The 24,462-nt window shown below is 39.3% G+C and carries 15 protein-coding genes and 1 CRISPR repeat array (1 of these 16 running past the window's edge); of the genes, 8 read left to right on the forward strand and 7 right to left on the reverse strand.

The features are described 5' to 3' along the window. Positions 1 to 1,412: a CRISPR direct-repeat array (repeat unit 46 nt; unit sequence GTTGTGAATTGCTTTCAGAATTGTACCTTGTACGGGTAATCACAGC) (it extends 304 nt beyond the left edge of the window). A gap of 277 nt (positions 1,413 to 1,689) precedes the next feature. The 7 genes from cas2 to KZP23_RS14125 all read right to left on the reverse strand — a co-directional run bounded on the left by cas2 (position 1,690) and on the right by KZP23_RS14125 (position 10,899). Next, on the reverse strand, positions 1,690 to 2,037 hold the full coding sequence (gene cas2, locus KZP23_RS14095) for a CRISPR-associated endonuclease Cas2 (protein WP_186755497.1): 348 nt from the start codon (positions 2,035 to 2,037) through the stop codon (positions 1,690 to 1,692). Next, a complete protein-coding gene (gene cas1 / locus KZP23_RS14100) occupies positions 2,030 to 2,923 on the reverse strand; it encodes a type II CRISPR-associated endonuclease Cas1 (RefSeq protein WP_226332394.1) in 894 nt (297 codons plus the stop codon). Before cas1 ends, cas2 begins: the two co-directional genes overlap by 8 nt. Positions 2,924 to 2,943: 20 nt before the next feature. Continuing rightward, a complete protein-coding gene (locus KZP23_RS14105) occupies positions 2,944 to 3,531 on the reverse strand; it encodes a transposase (protein ID WP_226332395.1) in 588 nt (195 codons plus the stop codon). A gap of 252 nt (positions 3,532 to 3,783) precedes the next feature. Beyond that, positions 3,784 to 7,917, reverse strand: coding sequence for a type II CRISPR RNA-guided endonuclease Cas9 (cas9, locus tag KZP23_RS14110; protein ID WP_226332397.1), 4,134 nt, complete (start codon positions 7,915 to 7,917; stop codon positions 3,784 to 3,786). A 71-nt stretch (positions 7,918 to 7,988) separates the two neighbouring features. Continuing rightward, positions 7,989 to 8,144, reverse strand: coding sequence for a hypothetical protein (locus KZP23_RS14115; protein ID WP_226332398.1), 156 nt, complete (start codon positions 8,142 to 8,144; stop codon positions 7,989 to 7,991). 1 nt (position 8,145) lies between these two features. Continuing rightward, positions 8,146 to 8,652 (reverse strand): HIRAN domain-containing protein, encoded by a 507-nt coding sequence (locus tag KZP23_RS14120; protein WP_226332399.1) that lies wholly within the window; start codon positions 8,650 to 8,652, stop codon positions 8,146 to 8,148. 1,362 nt (positions 8,653 to 10,014) lie between these two features. Beyond that, entirely contained in the window at positions 10,015 to 10,899 is an 885-nt protein-coding gene (locus KZP23_RS14125) for an AraC family transcriptional regulator (RefSeq protein WP_226332400.1), read from the reverse strand. 369 nt (positions 10,900 to 11,268) lie between these two features. Between KZP23_RS14125 and ggt the strand changes: the two genes are divergently transcribed. The 8 genes from ggt to KZP23_RS14165 all read left to right on the forward strand — a co-directional run bounded on the left by ggt (position 11,269) and on the right by KZP23_RS14165 (position 24,095). Further along, on the forward strand, positions 11,269 to 13,011 hold the full coding sequence (gene ggt / locus KZP23_RS14130) for a gamma-glutamyltransferase (RefSeq protein WP_226332404.1): 1,743 nt from the start codon (positions 11,269 to 11,271) through the stop codon (positions 13,009 to 13,011). 249 nt (positions 13,012 to 13,260) lie between these two features. Next, positions 13,261 to 13,629 (forward strand): response regulator, encoded by a 369-nt coding sequence (locus KZP23_RS14135; RefSeq protein WP_226332405.1) that lies wholly within the window; start codon positions 13,261 to 13,263, stop codon positions 13,627 to 13,629. Between the two features lie 460 nt (positions 13,630 to 14,089). Next, positions 14,090 to 15,079 carry a 2-hydroxyacid dehydrogenase gene (locus KZP23_RS14140; RefSeq protein WP_226332407.1) on the forward strand — a complete coding sequence of 330 codons (990 nt, stop codon included), beginning with the start codon at positions 14,090 to 14,092 and terminating at the stop codon, positions 15,077 to 15,079. A 237-nt stretch (positions 15,080 to 15,316) separates the two neighbouring features. Then, complete coding sequence (locus tag KZP23_RS14145; RefSeq protein WP_226332408.1) at positions 15,317 to 15,775, forward strand: hypothetical protein; 459 nt, start codon at positions 15,317 to 15,319, stop codon at positions 15,773 to 15,775. A 144-nt stretch (positions 15,776 to 15,919) separates the two neighbouring features. After that, complete coding sequence (locus KZP23_RS14150) at positions 15,920 to 16,165, forward strand: YtxH domain-containing protein (protein WP_226332410.1); 246 nt, start codon at positions 15,920 to 15,922, stop codon at positions 16,163 to 16,165. Between the two features lie 498 nt (positions 16,166 to 16,663). Further along, positions 16,664 to 18,220, forward strand: a complete 1,557-nt coding sequence (locus tag KZP23_RS14155) for a sulfatase (protein ID WP_226332411.1) — start codon at positions 16,664 to 16,666, stop codon at positions 18,218 to 18,220. A 31-nt stretch (positions 18,221 to 18,251) separates the two neighbouring features. Beyond that, positions 18,252 to 19,787 carry a sulfatase-like hydrolase/transferase gene (locus KZP23_RS14160; RefSeq protein ID WP_226332413.1) on the forward strand — a complete coding sequence of 512 codons (1,536 nt, stop codon included), beginning with the start codon at positions 18,252 to 18,254 and terminating at the stop codon, positions 19,785 to 19,787. A 339-nt stretch (positions 19,788 to 20,126) separates the two neighbouring features. Beyond that, positions 20,127 to 24,095 (forward strand): PAS domain-containing hybrid sensor histidine kinase/response regulator, encoded by a 3,969-nt coding sequence (locus KZP23_RS14165; protein ID WP_226332414.1) that lies wholly within the window; start codon positions 20,127 to 20,129, stop codon positions 24,093 to 24,095. The last annotated feature ends 367 nt before the right edge of the window (positions 24,096 to 24,462 follow it).

A 24,462-nucleotide genomic window follows, 5' to 3' on the forward strand; every position in this document is an offset into this window, starting at 1 on the left:
GTTGTGAATTGCTTTCAGAATTGTACCTTGTACGGGTAATCACAGCTCCCCTAAATGCAAAAAGCCCCGATCATCGGTTGTGAATTGCTTTCAGAATTGTACCTTGTACGGGTAATCACAGCCAGGTAACAAGTGGGTTGGCGGAACTTTGGGTTGTGAATTGCTTTCAGAATTGTACCTTGTACGGGTAATCACAGCGAAAGCACCAAAACATCAAATAATAGCCTCGTTGTGAATTGCTTTCAGAATTGTACCTTGTACGGGTAATCACAGCAGATGAACAAGTGAAAGCTGATCCAAAATAGTTGTGAATTGCTTTCAGAATTGTACCTTGTACGGGTAATCACAGCGAATCCTATTAGGGATGAAGAACCAGTGACGTTGTGAATTGCTTTCAGAATTGTACCTTGTACGGGTAATCACAGCCCTACCAAGTTTTTTTGATGGTGTTGTAAAGTTGTGAATTGCTTTCAGAATTGTACCTTGTACGGGTAATCACAGCTTTTGTGAAAATTGGGCGTTTTCGCCATATGTTGTGAATTGCTTTCAGAATTGTACCTTGTACGGGTAATCACAGCAGACACGGTGTACAAGTACCAATCGATATGGTTGTGAATTGCTTTCAGAATTGTACCTTGTACGGGTAATCACAGCAGAAAACACGGGAGAATCGATTTTTACTCTGTTGTGAATTGCTTTCAGAATTGTACCTTGTACGGGTAATCACAGCATAGTACTTTTCAAACTCAAAGGATAGCATGTTGTGAATTGCTTTCAGAATTGTACCTTGTACGGGTAATCACAGCTAGTATCGGTTGACATACCACTTTGAAGGTGTTGTGAATTGCTTTCAGAATTGTACCTTGTACGGGTAATCACAGCCGGACAGTCAAGATATATTCACTACCAATAGTTGTGAATTGCTTTCAGAATTGTACCTTGTACGGGTAATCACAGCTCTGCCTCAAAAAGGAAATTTCTCTCTTAAGTTGTGAATTGCTTTCAGAATTGTACCTTGTACGGGTAATCACAGCCGCGAGCTTATGGGGCAGTACAGATGAAGAGTTGTGAATTGCTTTCAGAATTGTACCTTGTACGGGTAATCACAGCAACGGCCATTTTGCGCTTAGCATGAACAATGTTGTGAATTGCTTTCAGAATTGTACCTTGTACGGGTAATCACAGCCATGGTTCTGTTCTTAGAATATGTGAACTGTTGTGAATTGCTTTCAGAATTGTACCTTGTACGGGTAATCACAGCACCTTTGAACATTTCGGTAAACATTTGCTGGTTGTGAATTGCTTTCAGAATTGTACCTTGTACGGGTAATCACAGCAATTAATCATACATAGGTTTTACAACTTTGTTGTGAATTGCTTTCAGAATTGTACCTTGTACGGGTAATCACAGCATACCCCGGTATAACCGGTTGGTATGCTGTTTTTTATGTGCGTTTTTTGAATTAAAAAATCAGCCTGTTTTTGTTGATGAAGTTGGGGAGGGGATGAAGTTTTTGTTTTTCAAATTTATTTGAATGGAGAAAGTCTGTAAGGGAATTGGGGTGTGCTGCCTAGAGGAGGGGACTCTTTTTTTATTTTATCCAGCGTCTGGAGACGGGAGGATAACCGTATAGAAGCTTTTAAACTTTTCCAAAGTTTAGAACTTTGGAAAAGTTGGATAGTATTACTCTAAAACAATTCCAGTTGTTGGGAAGGCGTTTCTTTTTCGGCGACTTTGGTACCATAGAAAAGTTCCATCATACCGAATTGTTTATCCGTGATACACATAATGCCCACTTTTCCTTTGGGCGGTAGGTTCTTTTTTACCCGTTTGATATGGACATCGGCATTTTCACGACTGGCACAGAAACGCATATAGATGGAAAACTGGAACATAGAAAAGCCATCATCCAGCAGCTTTTTACGAAAGGAACTGGCTATTTTTCGATCCTTTTTGGTTTCGGTAGGGAGATCAAAGAATACTAATACCCACAAACTTCGATATTGGTTAAGTCTTGAATAAAAGCTTTCATCCATATTCGGGATATATGATTTTTCTACTGATTCCAGCAAAGCATTCAAATAATGAATTGGTCGTTCTACTGGCAGCCACCATTAATGGGCTTTTTTGCCCGTCAATCTTAACATCCAATGCAGGGATGGTGAGAAGTTCTCTTTTTAAATGAATGTCCAGTTCATCTATTTGGTCTTTTGTTTCTACCATATGCCGTACTACCTTATCGACAAATGGACGATAGGGTTCCATGATATCATCAGCCAAACAATAGGCATTGTATTTATTTCGATGCCAGATGCCCAAAGTGGGCAGCATGCCGGAGCTGACCAATGCCCTGGCAATGATTCCCCGCAATATGGCATAGCCATAGTTTAGGAGATTGTTGGGTGGAAGTCCTTTTTGCTCTCGGTTAAAGTCAGGTAGGTCAAAGATGTGCTGCCAATAATAGGCTGCCGCTTGGGCTTCATTGTTTCCGGTGTCACCTGATTGGACCGATTTGGCTAAGTGCCTTAACTTTTGGATAGGAATATCCCTTTCTGCCAAGAGTGCTCCTTGATTTTGAATTTTGGCAGTGATGGTCTGAGCCCATAGATTTTTTCTTAATGGTTGACTGGCATTGATCTGATGCCTGATCCGTTCGGTCTGCTCCGAATGTCCATGCAAGGGGAGGAGTAGGCCATCAGGAAGATGCTGTCCATTACAGTTTACCAGAGCCACCTTATTGTTGACCAGTTTTCCCATCAGCCCATTGGTGATGGTAATTTGTGGATTTTCCAATACGACCATACCAATGTCTTCGATGGGAACCGTTTTATCAGGTTGGTCGTCCGGGAAACTGACAATTAGCTGCTCATTTTTGGTGCTTAGATAGGCAGGGTTGCCGAAGAAAAGGGTGCGTTTGATCATTTTGATTAGGTTTGGGTTTATCAATTATCCATTTCCAAGTTTTTATTTAAGATGGACTCCCTTTTTATCTCCATCATATCATTTACATGGGACATACCATCAAAGAAATTCATATAATAGGTCCGCTCCAACAGCGACTTCTTTTCCAAATGTTTATAAGCATGCCAGCTTGACCATTTCCAATCGATTACTGATGTAGAAAAACCGTGTTTTACTGGGTTGAGGTGGATATAGAGGAAGGTTTCCTGCCATTGGGACGCTGTCAGGATGGGTTTTCTTTTGAAGTTTTTTAGGAATAGACTTCCTTTTCGCTCATATACTTTATTAAAAGATTGGGTATACGAACTGAAGAAGTTGGAGAACTGTTTGCTAACTAACTTTTCCAAAGTTTCAAACTTTGGAAAAGTTTTCTCCAATTCTTCCTTTGACCTAACCCCAAGCAAAAAATGGAAATGGTTTGGTAATAAACAATATGCACAAGTATCTACCACATCCCCCAAATATTTAGCATACTGCTGCATGAAAAAACGATAGTTTTCCTCCTCCCGGAAAATATCCTCCGAGCCATTGGCGTGGTTGTAGATATGATAGCTTTGACCTGGTTCCATAAGCTTGATTTGCTGGTTAATGTGTTCAAACCGGTCAGGTCTTCCAGACCTGACCGGTTTAGGTTTTAGTTTCTCATAATTTCTTCATAGACCTTAGCAGGTGTCGGTTAATACTTCTTTTAGGAAATTACTCTGTGAGCCAATGGTATGGTTGCTCCAATAGTTATCAGCGTGGTAGGATTGATCTTGTTCCATATGGTAAGCAGTTAAGTTTTTAAATCTGTTGGGTTTAAAGCCTGACAGGTTTTATAGTTAGAATTTAAATCTTATTTGACCATCTAGCCCCATTTCAAAATCTTTATCCTCAATTATGAAATTAAAATTCCCTGGACTTAGTAACAGTCTAGGAGCTACAAAAGCAGCTGAAAATTTAGAGAAACCATTAATCCCCTTCTTCCCGCATTTTGTGCCAGTGATTGGGTCAATCATGGTCTCAGGGAAGTCTATTGATAATTGCTTGTCATCTCTCCCCTCTAAATGATGTTGGAACTGAATATTTCCTCTACTCGCCTGATAAAGCCTTCTTACATAGTATAAATGATTTGATAAGTTGACCTTATCTTTTAATTCATATTTGTTCTCCTCAAAGAAGAGAACTTTTTGGCCTGGTCTAAATACATGATGAAGAAAAAATTCCTTCCCTTTTGCGTTAAAAATTTTACTTTCAAACAATTCCTTTAAGTTTTTAATAGAGTTTAGGTTATCAAAAGATGCAGTTTGAAATAGGTTTAAAGAAATTATAGATCTATTCCCTTCCTCATTAACATAATATCCAAATGCAAAATTCTCAGAGTTTTTAGCATAATAATAATTCTTATAGACTTTGGATGATTTATAAGTTTGTTCCTTGATTTCCATTGGATCAACAGATTGCCAAACTCTTACTCTCCTGATTTTATTTACGACTTTTCCATTTTTATCTAACATATATAAACCCTCAGATATGGCTTTCTTTAATGGTCTTCCATCTAATTGGTTTTCAATTATTTTAGCTAATTCTGGATTTACTATTGAATTTAAATCTGAAAGGGATTCAATAGGTACTCTTAAAACAAATTTGAATTCTTCCTTACCTTTTTTAAATTTCCACTGACCAAATTCATTTCTTAATGGCTTACCACTTTCATCTCTTTCAACAATTCTAATCTTACCGTAGAAAGTATCCAAATGTAATTGCCCCCTAACTGAATCACCTTGTTTGATCATTGGTACTTTTTTACCCTTTTCATTCAGAATGAATTTTCCTTCATTATCTCTTTTCCAAACTACTCTACCTCTCTTTCTAACTAGCTTTTTACCTGGTGAAAAAGCTTGATCTTTATTTGGTACATTGTTAACTAATATATTCTGCTTGATTTCATCCAACATAGAATTGCTATATCCTTCAAAAGGCTTTATAGGATAGTCTTGAGTTTGATTGTTTTCTGAGTATTCAAAATACTTTTTCAAGATAGCTTCTCTCTCAGCAGCCTTAGGAATTAGTGTTAAGACCGCGGCATCTATGGCGTGATGATAGTGTTTCCCTCTATCCTTAACTTCTTCTTTAGACTGAATCCCATAAATTTTTCTAAAAAGTGACGTTACTGTTCCCTTTTGTACATCTACCTTATTAAAGACAGTCTTGAGGTAATGAAATGCATATTTTGAAATGATTTGGCTATCAATCAACTGACTATTTTTAAACCCGGCAGGCACATCGGTTCGTGTAAATCGATCGAGCTTATTTTTCCAATAATCATACTCCATTTGAAGCATGTGTCTCTTACGAATAGCGTCATCTTTTTGGGCTTTATCCATCGCACTTTTTGATCTGGATTTAGCTGCCTCAATTTGCTTGAAAAGAGATTCAACTCTTTTCTCCCAATCTACAAGCTGGGGCCTAATAGCCTTACCTTCAGAAGTATCCTTTTCATAATTTGGCAACTCTACAGGCAAGTAGTTCTTCTTTACATTCCGATTGTAATGAGCATAGCAAACAGTCAGGTTTGCAAGTGAATTGTCAAAAGATTTACTTCTTGGGATAGTATGCTCGAAGTCGATCACATTTTTATCAAAAAGAGTAGTGAATGGAATCACTTTTCCTGTGTACATACACTTACAGCCTTGTTCCTTCCATAATCTGTATCTTTTAACATCGTCTTTGGTGGCAAATATTTCCTTCCAAAACTCATTGGGATTAGTTGCTTGCTCTGTCCACAGCCTTAATTTATCTCTGTCCGTTTGATTATCTGGATCTGCACTTCCTTTGAAGTCAGGATCTTTCAACAATTGTGAAATGGCAAAGGCAATTTCGCGATTTTCATTTTCTCTGTTTCTTTGATATGATTCTATAGCCCATCTTTTATTAGCATCATTAAGCTCTCGGGCTATCTCAACAACAACCCTAGTATCCTCATCAATTTCACCTATTTCGAGTAGGTTGTTTATCACGCGCCTTAATTCAAAAAGTGTTTTGTAAGCCATTGGGTTTTTAAATGCACCTGTTTTGGGACTTGGTAAATAAATATTCCCATCCTTTAACCGTTTTGCAGGAGGATAAATATCTATTTGAGAAGGATGATACAGCTTGGAAATGGATTTTTCTTCAATATGAAATTCATCTGCAAGGACTTCCTTAATCTGATCAAGCAAATGTGGTGAGGAAAAATGTTTCCTGTCTTTTGAATTAAAAAATCCCTGATAATACTGCTTAACTTTGTGAGTGTAATAATCCTTTTCCGACTCTTTCTCCCAAGATTCTTTGCCGAAATGATTTTCTATAGCATTTTCAATATCTTTTATATCATCTTGGTCTATCATATAGGCCGGATTCCGGAACCCTTGCTTATAATCAGAAAGGTGATAATCGGAAATCAGCTTATTGACTATGGTCACGACCTTCTTCTCCTTTCTGTTGATTTCAATCGTAGCTTTTATCCTTTCTTTTATGAAATCTTGATGTAGGTTAAATTTTTCCTTTCCTATAACTTCAGGAATTTTGGCAAGTAAAACCGCTTCAGTGTATATCAACCCTTCTTTTAAAAAGGGTAAAATATTATTGATTGCTTTTAAACTCAGCGAAGCATACCCAACTGGGAAAGAATTCCAAAGAGTTTTAATCTCCTTAACTTGATTTTCATCTAAATCGAAGTTGATGATTAAAAATTCCTCTAGCAACTCTTCATCTTCATAGGAGAACAAAATATGCCAAATATCATTTAAAGTATAAGTAATGGTTTTAGGCTTACCATATTTTTTAATAGATTTAGAAATCGCAATGTTTTTCCAATCTTCTCCAAAAACTGACTTTAACCGTGCGGAAACAGGACAAGCTGGAACAGTTGTTTCATCTTTATAATTAAGCTTCCATTTTTTACTTGTAATCTTTTGCAAATGTTTTGTGATTTGAGAAAACTTGAAATCATTTTTTCCTTTTAGAAAAAACTTTTCCTTAAAAAGAGCAGATTTCAGTTCTAGAGATAAACTTTCCATTTTACCAGTTTCAGAATCGAAATACTTGATATTATTCAAAAAACTCCAAGCCCTAAATTCTTCAAAAGCTGGGTGGCTGATAGGACATTTAGGCTTTTGTGGTTCTAAGGTACATTTACCAACAAGCCCTTTCTGCGATCTTAGAGGCCGTTGGAAAAATATAGCTTTTTTAACAGGGATAGTAAAATTCTCGTCATTTAAGCCTTGGACATTACAAATTAGGTCAACCTCTCTTTCATAATCACTCCTTAGGGTATACCTATTTCTAATTCGTTTTCCTAAGTCTTCAAGATGAGCAAAAGCAGCACCTAAAGATTTATGGTCTATCAATAACTGCTCATACTCATTTCTTCCAATTGTACCAGTTTCCGAACTTCCTTTGTAAATCGCCACCTTTTCGTTTACACCATTTTTTCTACTACTTTTAAAGCCTCTCCTTTGTGCGATATGAAATAAAGCTCTGCCTATTTTGTGTTTATTTTCCTTGATTGATAAATCAAGTGTGTTGTTGATCAGTTCCCTTCTTAATTGATATGGACTGGAATAATCAGGCTTTCCATCTCTATCAAAATCAAGTTTTATCCATGACTGAAATAGGTCATCATCAACAGGATAAACTCTCCCTTTTCCTTTAGCATAATATTTCCAATGATTAAGCTTTTCTAAACTCAAGGGACAAAAACCATTTTGGATCAAAAATTCCAAAGTTGCCCATTTCCTGTATCTTCTTGAGTTATACAATCTTCTAGATGATCTATTTGAAGTCCTCTCTGCTGCGTATGAATATTCTCCTGATTTTCCTTCTCCAACACCTTTTTTGAAAGTGTAAACACCGTACCAAGGAAACGCTCTCCCTTCTCTTAAGGTGGCACCAATAGAATTTGTGCCTAAATCAATACCTAAAATCTTTTCCATATTAAAATTTTATTTGTATTTTTGTTTTTCTGAAAGACAATTCACAACAAGGCTATAAGCCGAAGAAATTCTTAATCCCGCGTACTCCGTGGGATTTCCTGTTTCTCTCCACCATTTCCTTCTCTATCTTCCATTTTCAGTTTACCACACTTTTCTTGAAAGTCTTTCTCAACCAAAGCCCACCCAATTGAGTTTGTTCCTAAATCCAGTCCTAATATCCTTTTCATATTATCTTACTTTTATATCATAAAAATTATTGCTTCTATAAATATCATCTACCTTATCTGCTGGTAGTTCATTGAGTTTTTCTGATGTGGCGGCATTGGAATTGATGATTATTTCTGTCCAAATCCCAATGCTGACTTCATAGATAGAGCCTTTTGAAGTGATCATTCCTTCTAGTTTTCCACCGGCATCCATCAGGTTGGCCAAGACAATGTTTTCATAGGCCGGTAAATAGCCCAAGAAATATTTCTCCCATTCCACCCCAATGGCAAAGCGATCGTATTTATGATCTGCAAATCTCTTTAGACCTACTTTATCTCCTGGCTTTATCAGTTTCATGCATTTACCCAAATCATAATATTGTACTCCTTTGATATAGTTGTCATAAATTTTTATTGACTGGGAGAGTAAATGGGGATTATAGTTTGGCTGAGCGGCCAGTGGAGGGAGTATTAGGTTGGCACTTCCTAGACCGATGACCTTTAAAAATTCTTTTCTGTCTATTTTCATATAATGCTTTGGTTTTTTATGCAGATCATGTCTATTTCTGACCTGAAAACAATTCACAATAAGGATTATTCCGTTGTGAAAACATTTAGTGCCTCGACTATCTTCGGGGCTTTTTTATTTTCTGTTTTTTTGAATACGCCTAACCTGGAATTTGGATCCAAGAAAATTCCGGGGCAACTGTACTTTTTGAAATAGAAGCTTGACTGTTTAGTGCTAAGATCAATGAGATTAACTTTATGCATTAAGAAATACTTTGCCCCAAAAATGAAATTAAAGTATTCGTGGTCGTTCAATTTTATCAGTGGTCCAAAGTTACTTCGCTTGAAACAGTCAAAAATCATAAGCAAAACAGGAAGTCTAATAGTTAAAAGAATTGGCATTTTAGGTATCAGTGTGTGGAATGAGGAAAATAGTTTTATATTTTATTCACAACTAAAATAGTAATTAAAAAGCGGAGAAGAAATACCTTAATTATGGTATTTTTTGATGTTAATATCGTTTTTTAGGAAATAAACTAGCCAAATAAGGCAATAACTTATAAATGGTTCTTGGTGAAAAGAACTAATAAAGTGACTGAAGGGTGTACTAACCGAATAGCTGGGATAGGAATAATTAGAGAGGACTATTTTTATTAAGATTGATCAATTCTGTATACAAGTACAAATCACGAGCTTTATCCTTATTTCATATACAGTCCATAGTGATTCCAAAATAAATCATCCCGTCGATAGCTTTTCAAGCAGTCCTTATTTGAACCTGTAAAATTGTAATTAAACGTCCAACAGTTTCCTGTCTCATTGATGGTTCTGCCTAGGTGGTTCGGTCTATTCTGCCTGTTTCTGTTTATTCCGGCTTTGGTCTGTCTTGACCTTGGTTAGAGGGAAAACAGAATATTCTTTGGATCACTCAGGGATCACCTTCGGATCTCCTTTGGATTACCCTCGGAAAATTCCGAGTGAAATCCGAAGATAATTTGGGAGAAAAGCATGTTTGATCCAAAAGAAAGTAAATTGGGCAATAGATATATGTGAGGATAATTGCAGGGAGGTAGTAGGGGGGCTTGTAGATTGGTGGTGTTTTCACTAGGTCTTTCGTATTCTTCAAACAGTCAAAGAAGCATGTCAAGTTGCGCTAAAAAGTGATTGTTTTAATCAAAACTATAGTTTTGATTCGCTTATAACCTATACTGGTGAAATTACTGATATAGCTACTAGAAAATATTGTTCTGAAAACAGGCCTTTTCTTAGCGCCTAACAACCACAAGACAGAGCAGTTTATACTTTCCGGGAAACTTGGACGAGGACATCATCTTTTTTGTCTGCAATGGAGTCAAAATTTCATAAAGGGCTATTTAGCATTGGGCTAACTTGCCCGGTGATGTTTTTGGGTATGGGTTTTTATATATTGGGAAGGGGTATAGCCTGTGATGGATTTAAACTGCCTGTTGAAATAGGAAATATTGTAATATCCGCTATCAAAAGCTACTTCTTTTACACTGTATCCTTCTTCTATCAGTTGTTTGCAGGCATGACCAATACGAATTTCATTAAGGAACTGGGAAAAGGTTTTCCTGGTGTGCTGCTTGAAGAAGCGGCAAAAGGCATTGACACTCAGGTTGGCCACATTGGCAACTTCAGCGAGGGTGATGTCCTTGGAGAAGTTATCCATAATGAAGTTAATGACGGTATTGACTTTTTTGGTATCGGTGGGTTTAGGTTCATGGTCAAAATTAATATGGCTTAAGGCCATCAGTTCATTGCTTCTGGATAATTTATGCAGCTGTTTTAGGAGATAGATCAGTCTTTCTATGCCTTTTTTATGCAGCATTTTATTGGCGGATTGATACAATTTGGTGCGGGCATTACCTTGGACCATCAGGCCCCTTTTACTGTAGTGCAGTAGTTGTTTGATGGCATAAAACTCGGGAAGTTCCAAGAATTTTTCGCCCAGACTTTCCAAAGAGAAGATGATAGAGATGTTCTTTGATCTTAAATGGGTGTTTTCTTCGTAATAGCTTTTGTCGCTTCTGAAAAAATGGGGGAGGTTAGAACCCAAAATGAATATATCCCCTGCTTTAAAGTTGCCAATGGCATCCCCCACAAAATAGGTGCCTTCTCCCTCCAAAATCACCATGATCTGTGTCTCGGAGTGATAATGCAGGTTGTCATAAAAATACGGGTAATCTTCCTGTAGGATCCTGATGGACTCCTCCTCTGTTTTGGCAATTTTAAATAATAAGGGTTTCATTTTATTGGGTATTCGAATAATAGCTTAAGTTTACAATAAGGCTAGGAAAATGAAAAATAATTTGTTTGATATTATATTTAGGAGTGTATTGATGTGTTTTTAGGAGGGGAAAGCTGATTAAACTGACTTATAAAATAGGGCTAATATAGAGGTCCAACAGATAGGTAATGTCTGTTTAAAAGACAAGGATGGTGCAAATGGTCAAGGTCAAGCACCGCTTTTTGATGATTGATTTGTGAAAGACGATTTCAAACAAGTTAGGTTCCCAAAGGGCTGAAGGGGAGGGAAGCTTGGAGCAGCTTGAATATTGCGAAGAAGTCGTAACTGTATAAAGATGAATAATTGATCCCATTAAATAACAGTTGATTTATGTCCAAGAAAAGAATTTATAGTCCTAAGCTTAGGTTAGCGCATTTATTGGTCCTAATAATTTCGGTGAGCCAATTTTTAGCCTGTTCAAATTTTGAAAGGAAGAATTATAAGGAAGGCAAAACGGTTTTGGCCAATAAAGCCATGGTGGTGAGTGCACATCCTGAGGCCACAAGGGTTGGGGTAGAAGTTTTGGAGAGAGGAGGAAATGCGATTGATGCGATGGTGGCAGTGCATTTTGCGCTAGCGGTGGTGTATCCTTCTGCCGGAAATATCGGTGGTGGGGGATTTATGATTTACCGACCGGTGGAAGGGGAAGTGAGCAGTTTGGATTTTAGGGAAAAGGCTCCACTGTCAGCTTATGAAGAGATGTATCAGGATGAAAACGGTGAGATCATAGACGGGCTCAGTCTAGCCGGTCCGATGGCTTCAGGCGTGCCTGGTTCTGTGGATGGGATGATTCAGGCTCATAAACGATATGGCTCTATTTCTTTGGAAGAATTGATCGACCCGGCTTATAAACTGGCCAAGGAGGGCTTCCCCATTACTGAAAGGCAGGCAAAAAACTATAACAGCTATAAACCTCTATTTATAAAACATAATCGGGACAGTACCCATATTCCATTGGTAAGGTTGGATAGGGAATGGAAAGAAGGGGATCTACTCGTGCAGGAGGATCTAGCCGAGACTTTGAAAAGGATACAGGAAAATGGCCGGGATGGTTTTTATAAAGGAGAAACAGCCGAGCTATTAGTGGCTGAGATGAAAGCAGGAAATGGGATCATATCGTTAGAGGACTTGGAGAAGTACGAGGCAAAATGGAGGGCTCCAATTGTGGGGGATTATAGGGGCATCAAGGTTTTCAGTATGGGGCCGCCCAGCAGTGGAGGAATAGCATTGATGCAGTTGTTGAAAATGTCAGCCCATTTTCCCTTGGGAGATTTGGGCTTTCATCAAGCAGAGACCATTCACTTGATGACAGAAATGGAAAGAAGGGTGTATGCGGACAGGGCTAAACACTTGGGGGATTCAGATTTTTGGGATGTGCCCAAGGATGATTTGTTGGATGAGGCTTATTTGGAGAGCAGGGTGAAGGAAATCGATACCGCGCATGCAACCGATAGTGAAGCAGTATTGGCCATGAATTTTGACCATCAGGAAAGTGAAGAGACCACGCATTATTCTATCGTTGATACCAATGGGAATGCTGTTTCAGTGACCACGACAATTAATTCTGGTTATGGTTCGAAGGTATTTGTTACAGGAGCTGGATTTTTGATGAATAACGAGATGGATGATTTCAGCAGCAAGCCTGGGGTGCCCAATGTCTACGGCCTGTTAGGGGGAGAGGCAAATGCCATTCAGCCTGAAAAGCGGATGTTAAGTGCCATGACGCCTACGATATTGGAAAAAGACGGAAAACTAATGATGGTGGTGGGCACGCCTGGTGGCAGTACCATTATTACCTCTGTGTACCAGACCATATTAAATGTGGTAGACCACAGTATGGACATGACTGAGGCCATTTCATCAGGAAGAATCCATCATCAATGGAAGCCTAACTTTATTTTTCCAGAGAAGAATGCTATTGATGAAGCAACAAAATCAATCTTGGAAGGACTGGGACATGAGATCAAAGAAAGGGGAAATATAGGTAGGGTAGATGCCATTTTGGTCAATGCAGAGGGGTTTTTGGAGGGGGCTGGAGATCCTAGGGGAGACGATTGGGCAGCTGGTTTTTAGTGAGAGGGATAGTATATGTGGAATTGATTTGGACATTGGTGTTTTTTGGTACAATAATTAATTTTGGCTTTATGGAAATATTGTAATATCTTCCGAAATAATTATGATTTAAAATCAGGTCATAATCGTTGTAATTCAGGTGGTTAGAATGTTTTGGGTATCAAGTTTGTCTCACCAGCAAACATTTTGGTATTAAAATTGTTCTAATTTATTCTTTTACGAATCTGTTGCCACACACACCAGAAAACTATGTCTAAAGTCGTAATTCTAGAGAAAGATTTTGATCTAGCCGATAATATCAAAGAAATCCTCAGTTACAAAGATTATGAGGTATGTAGTATCGGTTCAGGGATCAATTCAAAAGCATTGGTCAATCGATTTGCACCTTCCTTTGTGATTTTGGGAACAAGATTAAATGGAGGAAAGGATGGTATTGAGACGGCGAGGGATATCAGGAAAGACTATTCCTGCCCTTTGTTGTTTTTAAGTACAAATGAAAACAGCGAATCGATGAAAAAGATGATAAAAAGGATTCCAAATAGTTTTATACTTCAAAAACCCTTTTCGATCAAATCCTTGCATTTGGCGGTTGACAGGGCTTTGAGTCCAAAAATGTAAGGTCCTTTTAAAGAAATCATTTACTTGAATCCATATCATTGCGGTATGGATTTTTTTTGTGGAATTTTCATGGACCAAGCCGAAAAGCTGGGGGAAACAGTCTATTTTTAGCTTTGATATGCGCTATTTATTAACCACTGATGGATAAGGATGAACGCATATGTATTATAAATAAGCAGTTCCATGTTCATCCTTTTGCGCAATTGACTGTCTAAGTAGGTTTATTACTTAAACTACGCTTAATCTGACAAGAGTGGACAAAATTTAAGTTTGAAATTATTCACGTCCCAGAAATATTGCTTGATCCATTTTTAGAAATGTACATCTAATGGGATTTATCTTTTGGTAGTTGACAAATATCATTTTTATGTCCTCAAAAAACGCTTAAATTTAAATACAAGTGAGAAGCTCAAGCGCGCTTTGTTGGTTAAGACTGCAATAAAAAATTAATGCTATTCCTATGAAAGTAAGTGTGTTCAGTGCCCATAAATTTGAGCAAAGTTATCTGAAATCGGCGATTCCCAATCACCAGCTTCATTTGATCGAAGCCAGACTGACAGTCAATACTGCTGGGCTGGCGGAGGGATGTGATGCCGTATCTATTTTTGTAAGCGATGATGCCTCTGCGGCTGTGCTGGAAAAGTTGAGCCAATTGGGCGTGAAGTATTTGGCATTAAGGTCTGCCGGCTTTAACCATGTGGACTTGAAAAAGGCAGCAGCACTAAGCATCAAGGTGGCCCGGGTTCCAGAATACTCTCCTGCAGCCATAGCGGAACATACTGTAGCGCTTATGTTGGCCTTGAACCGTAAATTGCCGCGTGCACATCACCGGATAAGGGATCTTAATTTTTCTTTGGATGGTTTGGTAGGCTTTGATATGGAAGGCAAAACAGTTGGTGTAGTGGGTACGGGGAAAATAGGAAGTAAAGTGGTGGCTATATTAAAAGGATTTGGGTGTCGGATTTTAGCTTATGATCCTTATATCAATGAATCATTGGTGGAAAAATATGGCGTGAAGTATGTCGGTTTTAAGGAATTGTGTCGGTCCTCCCACATTATCAGTCTTCATTTGCCTCTTAGTCCTGAGTCCAGGTATTTGGTAAACAGGGAAAGCATCAAGGAGATGAAAAAGGGCGTGATGCTGATCAATACCAGTCGGGGAGCATTGGTGAATACTTTGGATGTTATAGAAGGATTGAAAAGTGGGCAAATCGGGGCAATGGGAATGGATGTTTATGAAGAGGAGGAAGACTTGTTTTTTGAGGACCATTCCGAAGATATTCTTCAGGATGATGTGATTGCCCGCTTACTAACTTTCCAAAATGTTCTGATCACAAGTCATCAGGCTTTTCTAACAAAGGAAGCCTTGGAGAAGATAGCAGAAGTCACTGCATTTAATTTAGATTGCTGGGATAAGAATAAGCCCAGCCCGAATGAGCTAAAATTATAAGGAGAAAATTCCTTTTAAGGAAAAGAGGATATTTTTCATAAAAATATTGCCAATCGCATGGTATTTGGTTAAATTAAGATATAACAAATTAGGTGTTGGGAATCATGTAAGGACCTTATTAAAAGGGACAATAGCGTGAGTCTAATGGGATGTCCATTTGGGACAGTATAGATTAAGCGTGTATGCGTTGCGCTGAATTAGCAGCAGGACTTCATGTAATCAAAACAAGTCTGGGACATGGCAGGGCAAATAGGAATACAATCAGGTGTTGGGGTGAACCTAAATCTCAATGGGGATATACTGACGAATTGTTATGCCTTGGGAGAACATTGGCGTTCAGATTTGGCTTTTTATAAAGATGAACTCCGGTTTCTCAAGGAACTTTTAGGGAAATATTTCTACAGGTTTATGGAGGATATTGATCTTAACCATGTGCGGAGAATTGAAAATAGGCTGATGATTTTGGATAGAAGAAGAGAGGAAGTGGATTTTAAAATAGACCGTCAGATGAAGGCCATCAGTGAGCATTTGAAATCCGGAAACAAATCCGCAAGTCATCTTATTATTTCCAGTCATGAAGAATTAGAGCATTTATTGAATCTTCTGGCCAAAGACTTTAGAAAATTAAAGAGGACTATTTTTCGATTGGTAGAAGATGGCTTGGATGCATTCCAACCTGAGGAAGGAAGAGAATAAATGCTTAAAATACTGTCTATGCTGTGGTTTTAGCATGGTTGTTGCAACGTTAAATGTATCAGATCATTTGATTTTTATACCAAGCAGATGTTTTGATGGAATATATGTTTATTGAAATTATTAACCACTAAAATTTGTAAAATTATGGGTGAAGGAAAAGTATTGTTAGGAATAGCAGCAGGATTGCTTACAGGTGTAGCCTTGGGAGTTATGTTTGCTCCAGATGAAGGTGGCAAGACCAGAAAGAAATTTCAAAAACAAGGTGAAGATTTGGCCCACTCCTTAAATGGTAAGATGGACAAGAAGTTTGATGAATTAAAGGGTTCTATCAATGAACTTTCACAGAAAATCAAAATGAAAAAGGAGACCATAGTAAATAATGAGTCCTGATTAATTAGAGATTGTTTAGGTTAAAGCAGCCTCCTCATAGCATTGAGGGGGCTGCTTTATTTAATAATGGAAAGGTTCTTAGAGAAAAGGGATCTATCCATATTTCTAAAGAGTGGATGGGAATTGGAGCAGGCCTAAAGGGTTTTAGGATAATGATTATCCATAGATAAAGAAGAAAAACACAGATTTATCCTGAAAAAATCATCACATCTGTGTGCATCGGTGGATCAAACTAATGAGGGATGGTGAAAGGCAAAGCAGGTATAGCATGCCCCATCGACTTTTTCGATTGGTCCAGAAAAAAGACATAGGGGATGAAGGGGATATTTCTGATATGTTATTAGCTTCGGTAACATGGATTGGTTTCTAAATGCTATTTTCGAAAACTTATTTTTATCGCGATAAACTATTGTATTTGTTTATTATTTGTATTTTTAGCTTGTAAATCAAAAGAAAATTGTTTTGAAATATTGTAGTAGTAGCGTGATAAGGTTTTTAATGGCTCCAATTATGATGGGGCTATTGGCTATGGTGTCAAGTCCTGTATCGATGGCCCAAGAGCGACCCAATATCGTTTTTGTATTGGTAGATGATTTGGGTTACCATGATCTAGGCGTCACAGGGAGCACTTTTTATGAAAGCCCCAATATCGATGCATTGGCAAAATCTTCCTTTCAGTTTATCCAAGGATATACCGCAGGAAGGGTCTGCAGTCCAGCAAGAGCTAGTATCATGACAGGAGTGAGCCCAGATGTGCATGGAATAACTGATTGGATAGGTGCGCCTGAAGGAGAGCAGTGGAGAAATTATGGAAGAAGCACTAAATTATTGCCCCCTCATTATGAACATCAGTTGAGGAACGATTTCCTGACGCTTCCAGAGGCATTGAAGCAAGAGGGCTATGCGACATTTTATGCGGGAAAATGGCATTTGGGAGATGAAGGTTCTTATCCTGAGGATCATGGTTTTGATATCAACAAAGGTGGTTGGGATAAAGGCAGCCCATTGGGAGGGTATTTTGCCCCATATATCAATCCTAAATTGGAGCAGGGCCCAGACGGAGAAAACCTAAGCATCAGACTGGCCAAGGAAACGGCACAGTATATCAAAGGAGATCATGAGCAACCTTTCTTTGCCATGTTGGCTTTTTATGCGGTTCATGGCCCTATCCAAACAACCGAGGAGAGGTGGAGCAAATATAGAGAGAAAGCAGTGCAAAAAGGACCTGTAGAAAATGGTTTTGCCATGGAAAGAAGACTGCCTATCCGAGAAGTCCAGGATAATCCGGTTTATGCAGGTCTGGTAGAAACCATGGATGAAGCTGTGGGTATCGTTATGGATGCCTTAGAAGAAAGTGGATTGGACAAAAATACCATTGTCGTGTTTACTTCAGATCATGGTGGTGTGGCTTCAGGAGATAATTTTTCCACTTCCAATTTGCCGCTTAGAGGCGGTAAAGGCTATCAGTGGGAAGGAGGGCTTCGTGTTCCCTACTTTATTAAAGTTCCGGGAATGCAGCCCAATATGCTGATTGATTATCCTGCGAGTGGAATTGATTTCTATCCTACCATTTTGGATTTGGTTGGAGCTAAAAATACCGGTAAAAGAGTAGATGGTATAAGTTTACTTCCTGCTATGAAGGGAGAAGCCATGAAAAAGAGAAGCCTTTATTGGCATTATCCGCATTATGGAAATCAAGGTGGAGATCCTAGCTCGATCATAAGGGAAGGGAAGTGGAAATTGATTTACTATTGGGAGAATGGGCAGCCGGAGTTGTACAATTTGGAAACGGATCCTTTTGAATATAAGGACTTGGCTTCCCTTGAGCCTAAGGTGACCAAGCAATTGCAACAAAAACTTTTCAAAAGACTGGATAAAACGGAGGCGAATCTACCAGAGAAGGATCCGCAATATGATGCTGACAAGGAGAGGGAAGTGCTCAATAAGGCCCGGGAAGTCAGGTTGCCACAGCTAGAAAAGCAAAGGATGGAAATGTTTGAGAAAGATTGGCAGCCGAATCCAGATTGGTGGGGTTCAAAAGTTACTAAGGATTGATTAAGTGTTCAGTGAAATTTAAATAAACCTAATGAAGAGCTGCCATGTATTGTTTTTCTGTACACTCCTGCTTTTGGGAGCATGCCAGCATCGTCCTGATGATGCAGACAAAGAAGCCGTAAAATCGCCCAATATTCTGTTCCTATTTGCGGATGATTTTACCTATGAAGCCATTCATGCGCTGGGCAATGAAGTGATCGAAACCCCAAACCTGGATCGCTTGGTCAGGGGAGGTACTACTTTTACCCATGCCTATAATATGGGAGGGTGGAATGGTGCCATTTGTGTGGCATCCAGGGCCATGATGATTTCCGGAAGGTATATTTGGCAGGCCCAGCAAATGAATGCCCCCTGGACTTCCGGAGACTCGACGGCGATGCAACAGACATGGGGTCGCTTAATGGAGGGTGCGGGCTATGATACTTATATGACAGGAAAGTGGCATGTAAATGCTGCTCCAGACCAGGTGTTTAAAGAGGTCCGTCATGTGCGGTCAGGTATGCCCCGTGATCATTGGGGCACAGTTCCGGATAAAAAGGAGTTGATAGAAGCGGTAAGTGCGGGAAGAGATTATAGGGATTTACGGCCTAAGGGCTATTTCCGACCCTTGGATATAAATGATCACTCGTGGTCCTCTGCTGATACGAGTAATGGTGGGTATTGGGCTGGAGGTAAACATTGGTCGGAAGTAGTCAGGGATGATGCACTGGACTTCTTGGCCGATGCAAAAAATAAGGAAAATCCTTTTTTTATGTACGTGGCCTTTAATGCTCCCCATGACCCAAGGCAGGCACCACCGTCATTTTTGGATAGATATGATATCGACGAGATACCGGTGCCGGAAAATTGGTTGCCAGAATATCCTTATAAGGAGGCCATAGGAAATACCATCGGCTTGAGAGATGAGGCTTTGGCACCATTCCCAAGGACTGAATTGGCCATAAAGACCCATCTGAAAGAATATTATGCCATCATAACGCATTTGGATGAGCAAATCGGAAAGATTTTGGACAGTTTAGCCGCTTCAGGAAAAATGGAAAATACCTATATATTCTTTACCGGAGATCATGGTTTGTCAGTAGGTCACCATGGATTGATGGGTAAGCAGAGTATGTTTGATCACAGTATTAGGGTTCCGCTTATGATAAGCGGTCCCGATATTCCGAAAGGGAAGCTGGTCGATGAGGATGTTTACCTTCAAGATATTATGGCTAGTAGTTTAGATCTGGCCCATATTGAAAAGCCATCGTATGTAGCGTTCAACAGTTTTTTGGACTTGGCAAAAGGTAAGCAAGAAAGAGGTCATTATGAAAATGGTATTTATGGTGCTTATATGAATTCCCAAAGGATGATCCGCAAGGATGGGTTTAAACTTATGGTTTATCCAAAAATTAATAAAATACTATTGTTTGACATGAATAAGGATCCGATGGAGATGAATGATTTATCCCAAGAGCCGGAATATGCAGATAGGGTGAAAAGTATGTTTGAAGATTTGCTGAAGTTACAGGAAGAGATGGATGATCCCCTGGATTTGAAGCCTGTTTATTCGGAGATTTTTATGTGAGTAATGAGTTGATTATCCGGGGGTAGCGATAATATTTCAAGTCATCTGTTGGTATTGCCCCAAGCTTTTGCTCCATATAGTAAGAGATTGGGGCAATATTTTTTTGAGCTGATCAGGATAAATGAAGGGAGAGGTTGAGGTTGTCCTGTAGATAATTTTTTAAGATATGGCAGGAAGTAGGGGCTTTAATTTGAAGGAAAGAATTTCCTAATTCCTTTGTGTTGTTATATCTTTAATCATACTGATTTTAATATTATTTGCGCTAGTTTTTACTTACGTTTTTTTAGGGGGAAACCGGAAAAAGATGGGTATGATTAGCCTGACCAATTTTTGTTCCCAATGATGAAGCAAGTAGTTACCAATAATGATCAATCTGAGCTTACAAAATACTCAAAAATCACCCACAAAGTGCAGCGGTCTTTGGAGCTGTTGAGGATGAATTGGGATTTACCTGTTGCTCTTATTGTAAAAAAAGAAGATGAGGAAATCCGGTACTTAGTGGGGCTGGGCATTAGTGAAGGGGATTTTAAGGAGCAGCAGGATAGTTTTCAGCTTTTATGTCAGGATTTTTCCGAAGGTTTGGACTATTCAAAACTTGAGGATCTTGTTGGTTTTGTATGTGGGGATGTTGAGTTGTCCTATGCTGCTGTTTTGCCTCTCGAGCTTGAAGATCAAATCGTCGGGCATTGGCTTGTGCTATTGGGGGAAGGAGACCGCCAGCCCGATGAAAACCAGCTAAAATCCCAAGGGCTTATTTTGGAGGGAATTAAGGAGCATTTATCCCAATTGGAGGGGATGGAAGGGAATGAAGGACAGCGATTCAAGAGATTTTTTGAAAATTCTTTGGGCTTGATGTGTATCCATGACCTTTCTGGAAAACTGTTGATGGTGAATGAATCCAGTTCGAACAGTTTGGGCTATAATCAGGAAGACTTGATAGGTAAGAAACTTCCGGACCTTATGCCTGTTGATCGTCAGGAAGGCTTCGATGCTTATCTTAAAATCATCAAAGATAAGGGATTTGCCCAGGGGACCATGAAAATTCTGAATAAGTCCGGGGAGCTTCGAATTTGGCTTTTTTCAAATGTTTTGGAGAAGAGTAAGGACGGACCGGCATATGTTTTGGGCAATGCATTGGACATCACTGAGCGCAATAAATTGGAGATGGAATATAATCGTCTTAAAGAGATGCTAGAACATACCAATAAGATGGCGAGTGTAGGTGGATGGGAATGTGATTTTGCCAGTAAGAAACTTTATTGGTCAGAAGTGACCCAGCTGATCCATGAGGTGGGGGGAGATTACCAGCCAGTAATTGATGAAGGGATTAACTTTTACAAAGAGGGTGAGAGTAGGGAAAAAATAATCAAAGCTGTTGAAAGGGCGACTACAAAAGGAGAACCTTATGATCTGGAGCTACAGCTGATTACTGCCAAGGGTAAGGAAAAATGGGTCAGGGCCATGGGGCGTCCGGAGTTTAAAAATGGTGTTTGTGTAAGGCTATTTGGTGCCTTTCAGGACATAGATGAAAAAAAGAAGGCAGAAATAGAAATTATCCGGTCCAAGAAATTATTAGAGGATGTTCAGAATGCTTCTTCGGAAGTGAGTATTATTTCTACAGATATAGATGGGGTCATCAACGTTTTCAATAGAGGTGCAGAAAAAATGCTGGGCTATTGTGCGGAGGAGATGGTCAATAAAGAAAGCCCGGTCATCTTTCATGATCCTAAGGAACTGGCCAAAAGAGGGGAAGAATTAAGCAAGGAGTACGGAGAGACGATAACGGGGTTTAGGATATTTGCGTACAAGTCACAGCTGGTGGGAGCAGAGGAAAGAGAGTGGACTTATATCAGAAAGGATGGTAGCAGATTGTATGTTTCTTTGGCCGTAACGCCCATTAGAAATGAAAAGGATGATATAATAGGGTATTTGGGTATTGCGACAGATATTACCGAAAGGAAAAACGCAGAGAAGCAGCTCATTATAGAGAAGGCGCGATTAAATGCCTTTGTTACCCATGCGCCAGCTGCAGTGGCCATGTTTGATACGGAAATAAAATATGTGGCTTATTCAAACAGGTGGCTTGAAGAATACAGACTTCAGGGCCAAGACTTGAAGGGCAAGTCTCATTACGAGGTATTTCCTGGTATTACGGACGAGTGGAAGGAGATCCATTCCAGGTGTTTGAAGGGGGAAGTGATCAGTAATGAAGAAGATATATGGACGCCTCCTGGCTGGGACCACCAGCAATACCTAAGGTGGGAAGTAAGGCCTTGGTACCAGTTTGATGGAGAGATAGGAGGGATCATGATGCTTACCCAGGACATTACAGAAACCTGTCTGCAAAGAGAAGAACTGAAGAAAGCCAAGCGGCTCGCTGAGCAGGCAAGTATTGCCAAATCGGAATTTTTGGCCAATATGAGCCATGAGATCAGGACGCCTTTGAACGGGGTGATTGGTTTTACGGATTTGGTATTAAAAACAGAGCTTACAGAAACACAATCCCAGTACCTGTCTATTGTCAATCAGTCTGGCAATTCCCTGCTGAACATTATCAATGACATACTTGATTTCTCAAAGATCGAGGCAGGAAAGCTGGATCTGGATGTGGACAAAAGTGACTTGTATGAACTTAGCAACCAGGCAAGTGATATCATTACTTATGAAGTCCACAAGAAAGGACTAGAAATGTTGCTGAATATCGATCCGGAGATTCCCAGGTATATTTGGGTGGATAGTGTGCGGCTAAAACAGGTTTTGGTGAACTTATTGGGAAACGCCTCAAAATTTACAGAAAAGAGAGAAATCGAATTGAAATTGAGGCCATTGAGCAAGAAGGACCAAAATGGAGAGATGAGCATCAGGTTTTCTGTGAAGGACACAGGGATAGGGATACATCCTGATAAACAGAAGAAAATCTTTCAGGCATTTTCCCAAGAAGATGTTAGCACCACCAAAAAGTATGGCGGAACTGGGCTTGGACTGACCATTTCCAATAGTTTGCTTCATATGATGGGCAGTGAAATGTGTTTGGAAAGTGAAGTGGGGAAGGGGAGTACTTTTTTCTTTGATCTAAAGGTGAAATGTGAACATGGGGAGCCCATGGTGTGGGATGAAGAGCTCAACATCAAGAATATTCTGATAGTCGATGATAACGAGAACAACAGAACGATCCTAGAGCGAATGCTGGCGCTAAGAGGAATTGCGACTGTTCAGGCGAAGAATGGTTTCGATGCCATCCAAAGGCTTATCAATGAGGAAAAATTTGATGTGATTCTGATGGATTATCATATGCCTATGATGGATGGTATAGAGACAATACGGAAGATTAGGGAAAGTTTCGAAAGCCAACCGATTATTTTTCTGCACAGCTCTTCCGATGATGAAAAAATAGTAAAGGCTTGTAAGGAACTCAATGTTCAATTGAGGTTGGTTAAGCCGATCAAATTAAGGGATATGTATGATGCGCTACTGGCGATCAACCGAAAAGAAAGTAATAAAAGGCAGGAGATCAAAAGGGAGCAGGAAGCTTCGGTTTTGCCCAATGGTGTCAAAGTGATGTTGGTGGAGGACAATACCATTAATATGTTATTGGCAAAAACGGTCATGGAAAATATTTCTCCTGGCATCAAAGTCTTAGAAGCCAGTAATGGAAAAGAAGCTTTGGAAATCTGTGCCACTGAGCTTCCGGATATTATTTTTATGGATGTCCAAATGCCCGAAATGAATGGTTATGAGGCCACTGCAGCCATTAGGGAAAAATATCCACAGCAGCATATCCTGATCATCGCTTTGACTGCGGGGAATATCAAGGGAGAGAAAGAAAAGTGCCTTAAGGCAGGTATGAACGATTTTATCGCAAAACCATTTGTGGAAGTGGATTTGATCAAGTTACTGGAGAAATGGGAGATGAGCACCCATCATGCTGTTTGTCCGATAAAAGCCCTTAAAGCAGCCCCCAACAGTGATTTTGATGTGGAGCAGTTAAAGAATTTGTTAGGCATTAGAGAGATAGAAGATCCGATGTTTCAGGTTATTTTGAAATCAGGCCTAAAGGAACTGGAGAGTTCACTCCGTGATATCATGCAATTTGCAGCGGCTAAAGACCCGCAATTGACCATTGCTGCCCACAAGTTATATGGATCTGCTAAATCACTGAGAATGGAAAAACTGGCTGAATTGTCCGGTGGAATTGAACGTTCCGATTGTAAAGATTTTGAAGATTTAAATTTGAAGGTGTTGATAGATAAGGCTTTGGAGGAGTTGGAGATATCTATAACTTCCATAAAGGAGTATATAAAAGATTAAAAGCTTTCGGAGGGATCATCCCTCACGAAAGCTTAACTTAAAGTATAATCGAGTTGGTAATCGGGTGATCAATCAACTTTTACTAACTAACCTTAAGTATTCTCCTATTGTCTAAAGCAACCATGACCTGATTCATTCTTTTCGTATTCTAATGGCTCAGGTTTTTGATCAGTTCCCAAAAACCGGGAGGATCTTGGTAAACAAATAACAATTGATATGCCTGAAAGTTAAATCGTTGATTTTGAGGCTTAATGAAGGGTTTTGCTTGTGCCAATTTTCCAGAATATGGAATACATTCTAAATTCTGTAATTTGATTCGCTGATATTTTATATATTAGGTTTTTAGGCAGACTCAATTCAATTCTTT

The organism is Echinicola marina, from assembly GCF_020463795.1.
Lineage (GTDB): Bacteria > Bacteroidota > Bacteroidia > Cytophagales > Cyclobacteriaceae > Echinicola > Echinicola marina.

Coding starts and splice junctions, on each gene's coding strand:
- cas2 (WP_186755497.1), bottom strand. CDS start 2,037: ATGGATGAAAGCTTTTATTCAAGACTTAACCAATATCGAAGTTTGTGG.
- cas1 (WP_226332394.1), bottom strand. CDS start 2,923: ATGATCAAACGCACCCTTTTCTTCGGCAACCCTGCCTATCTAAGCACC.
- KZP23_RS14105 (WP_226332395.1), bottom strand. CDS start 3,531: ATGGAACCAGGTCAAAGCTATCATATCTACAACCACGCCAATGGCTCG.
- cas9 (WP_226332397.1), bottom strand. CDS start 7,917: ATGGAAAAGATTTTAGGTATTGATTTAGGCACAAATTCTATTGGTGCC.
- KZP23_RS14115 (WP_226332398.1), bottom strand. CDS start 8,144: ATGAAAAGGATATTAGGACTGGATTTAGGAACAAACTCAATTGGGTGG.
- KZP23_RS14120 (WP_226332399.1), bottom strand. CDS start 8,652: ATGAAAATAGACAGAAAAGAATTTTTAAAGGTCATCGGTCTAGGAAGT.
- KZP23_RS14125 (WP_226332400.1), bottom strand. CDS start 10,899: ATGAAACCCTTATTATTTAAAATTGCCAAAACAGAGGAGGAGTCCATC.
- ggt (WP_226332404.1), top strand. CDS start 11,269: ATGTCCAAGAAAAGAATTTATAGTCCTAAGCTTAGGTTAGCGCATTTA.
- KZP23_RS14135 (WP_226332405.1), top strand. CDS start 13,261: ATGTCTAAAGTCGTAATTCTAGAGAAAGATTTTGATCTAGCCGATAAT.
- KZP23_RS14140 (WP_226332407.1), top strand. CDS start 14,090: ATGAAAGTAAGTGTGTTCAGTGCCCATAAATTTGAGCAAAGTTATCTG.
- KZP23_RS14145 (WP_226332408.1), top strand. CDS start 15,317: ATGGCAGGGCAAATAGGAATACAATCAGGTGTTGGGGTGAACCTAAAT.
- KZP23_RS14150 (WP_226332410.1), top strand. CDS start 15,920: ATGGGTGAAGGAAAAGTATTGTTAGGAATAGCAGCAGGATTGCTTACA.
- KZP23_RS14155 (WP_226332411.1), top strand. CDS start 16,664: ATGGCTCCAATTATGATGGGGCTATTGGCTATGGTGTCAAGTCCTGTA.
- KZP23_RS14160 (WP_226332413.1), top strand. CDS start 18,252: ATGAAGAGCTGCCATGTATTGTTTTTCTGTACACTCCTGCTTTTGGGA.
- KZP23_RS14165 (WP_226332414.1), top strand. CDS start 20,127: ATGATGAAGCAAGTAGTTACCAATAATGATCAATCTGAGCTTACAAAA.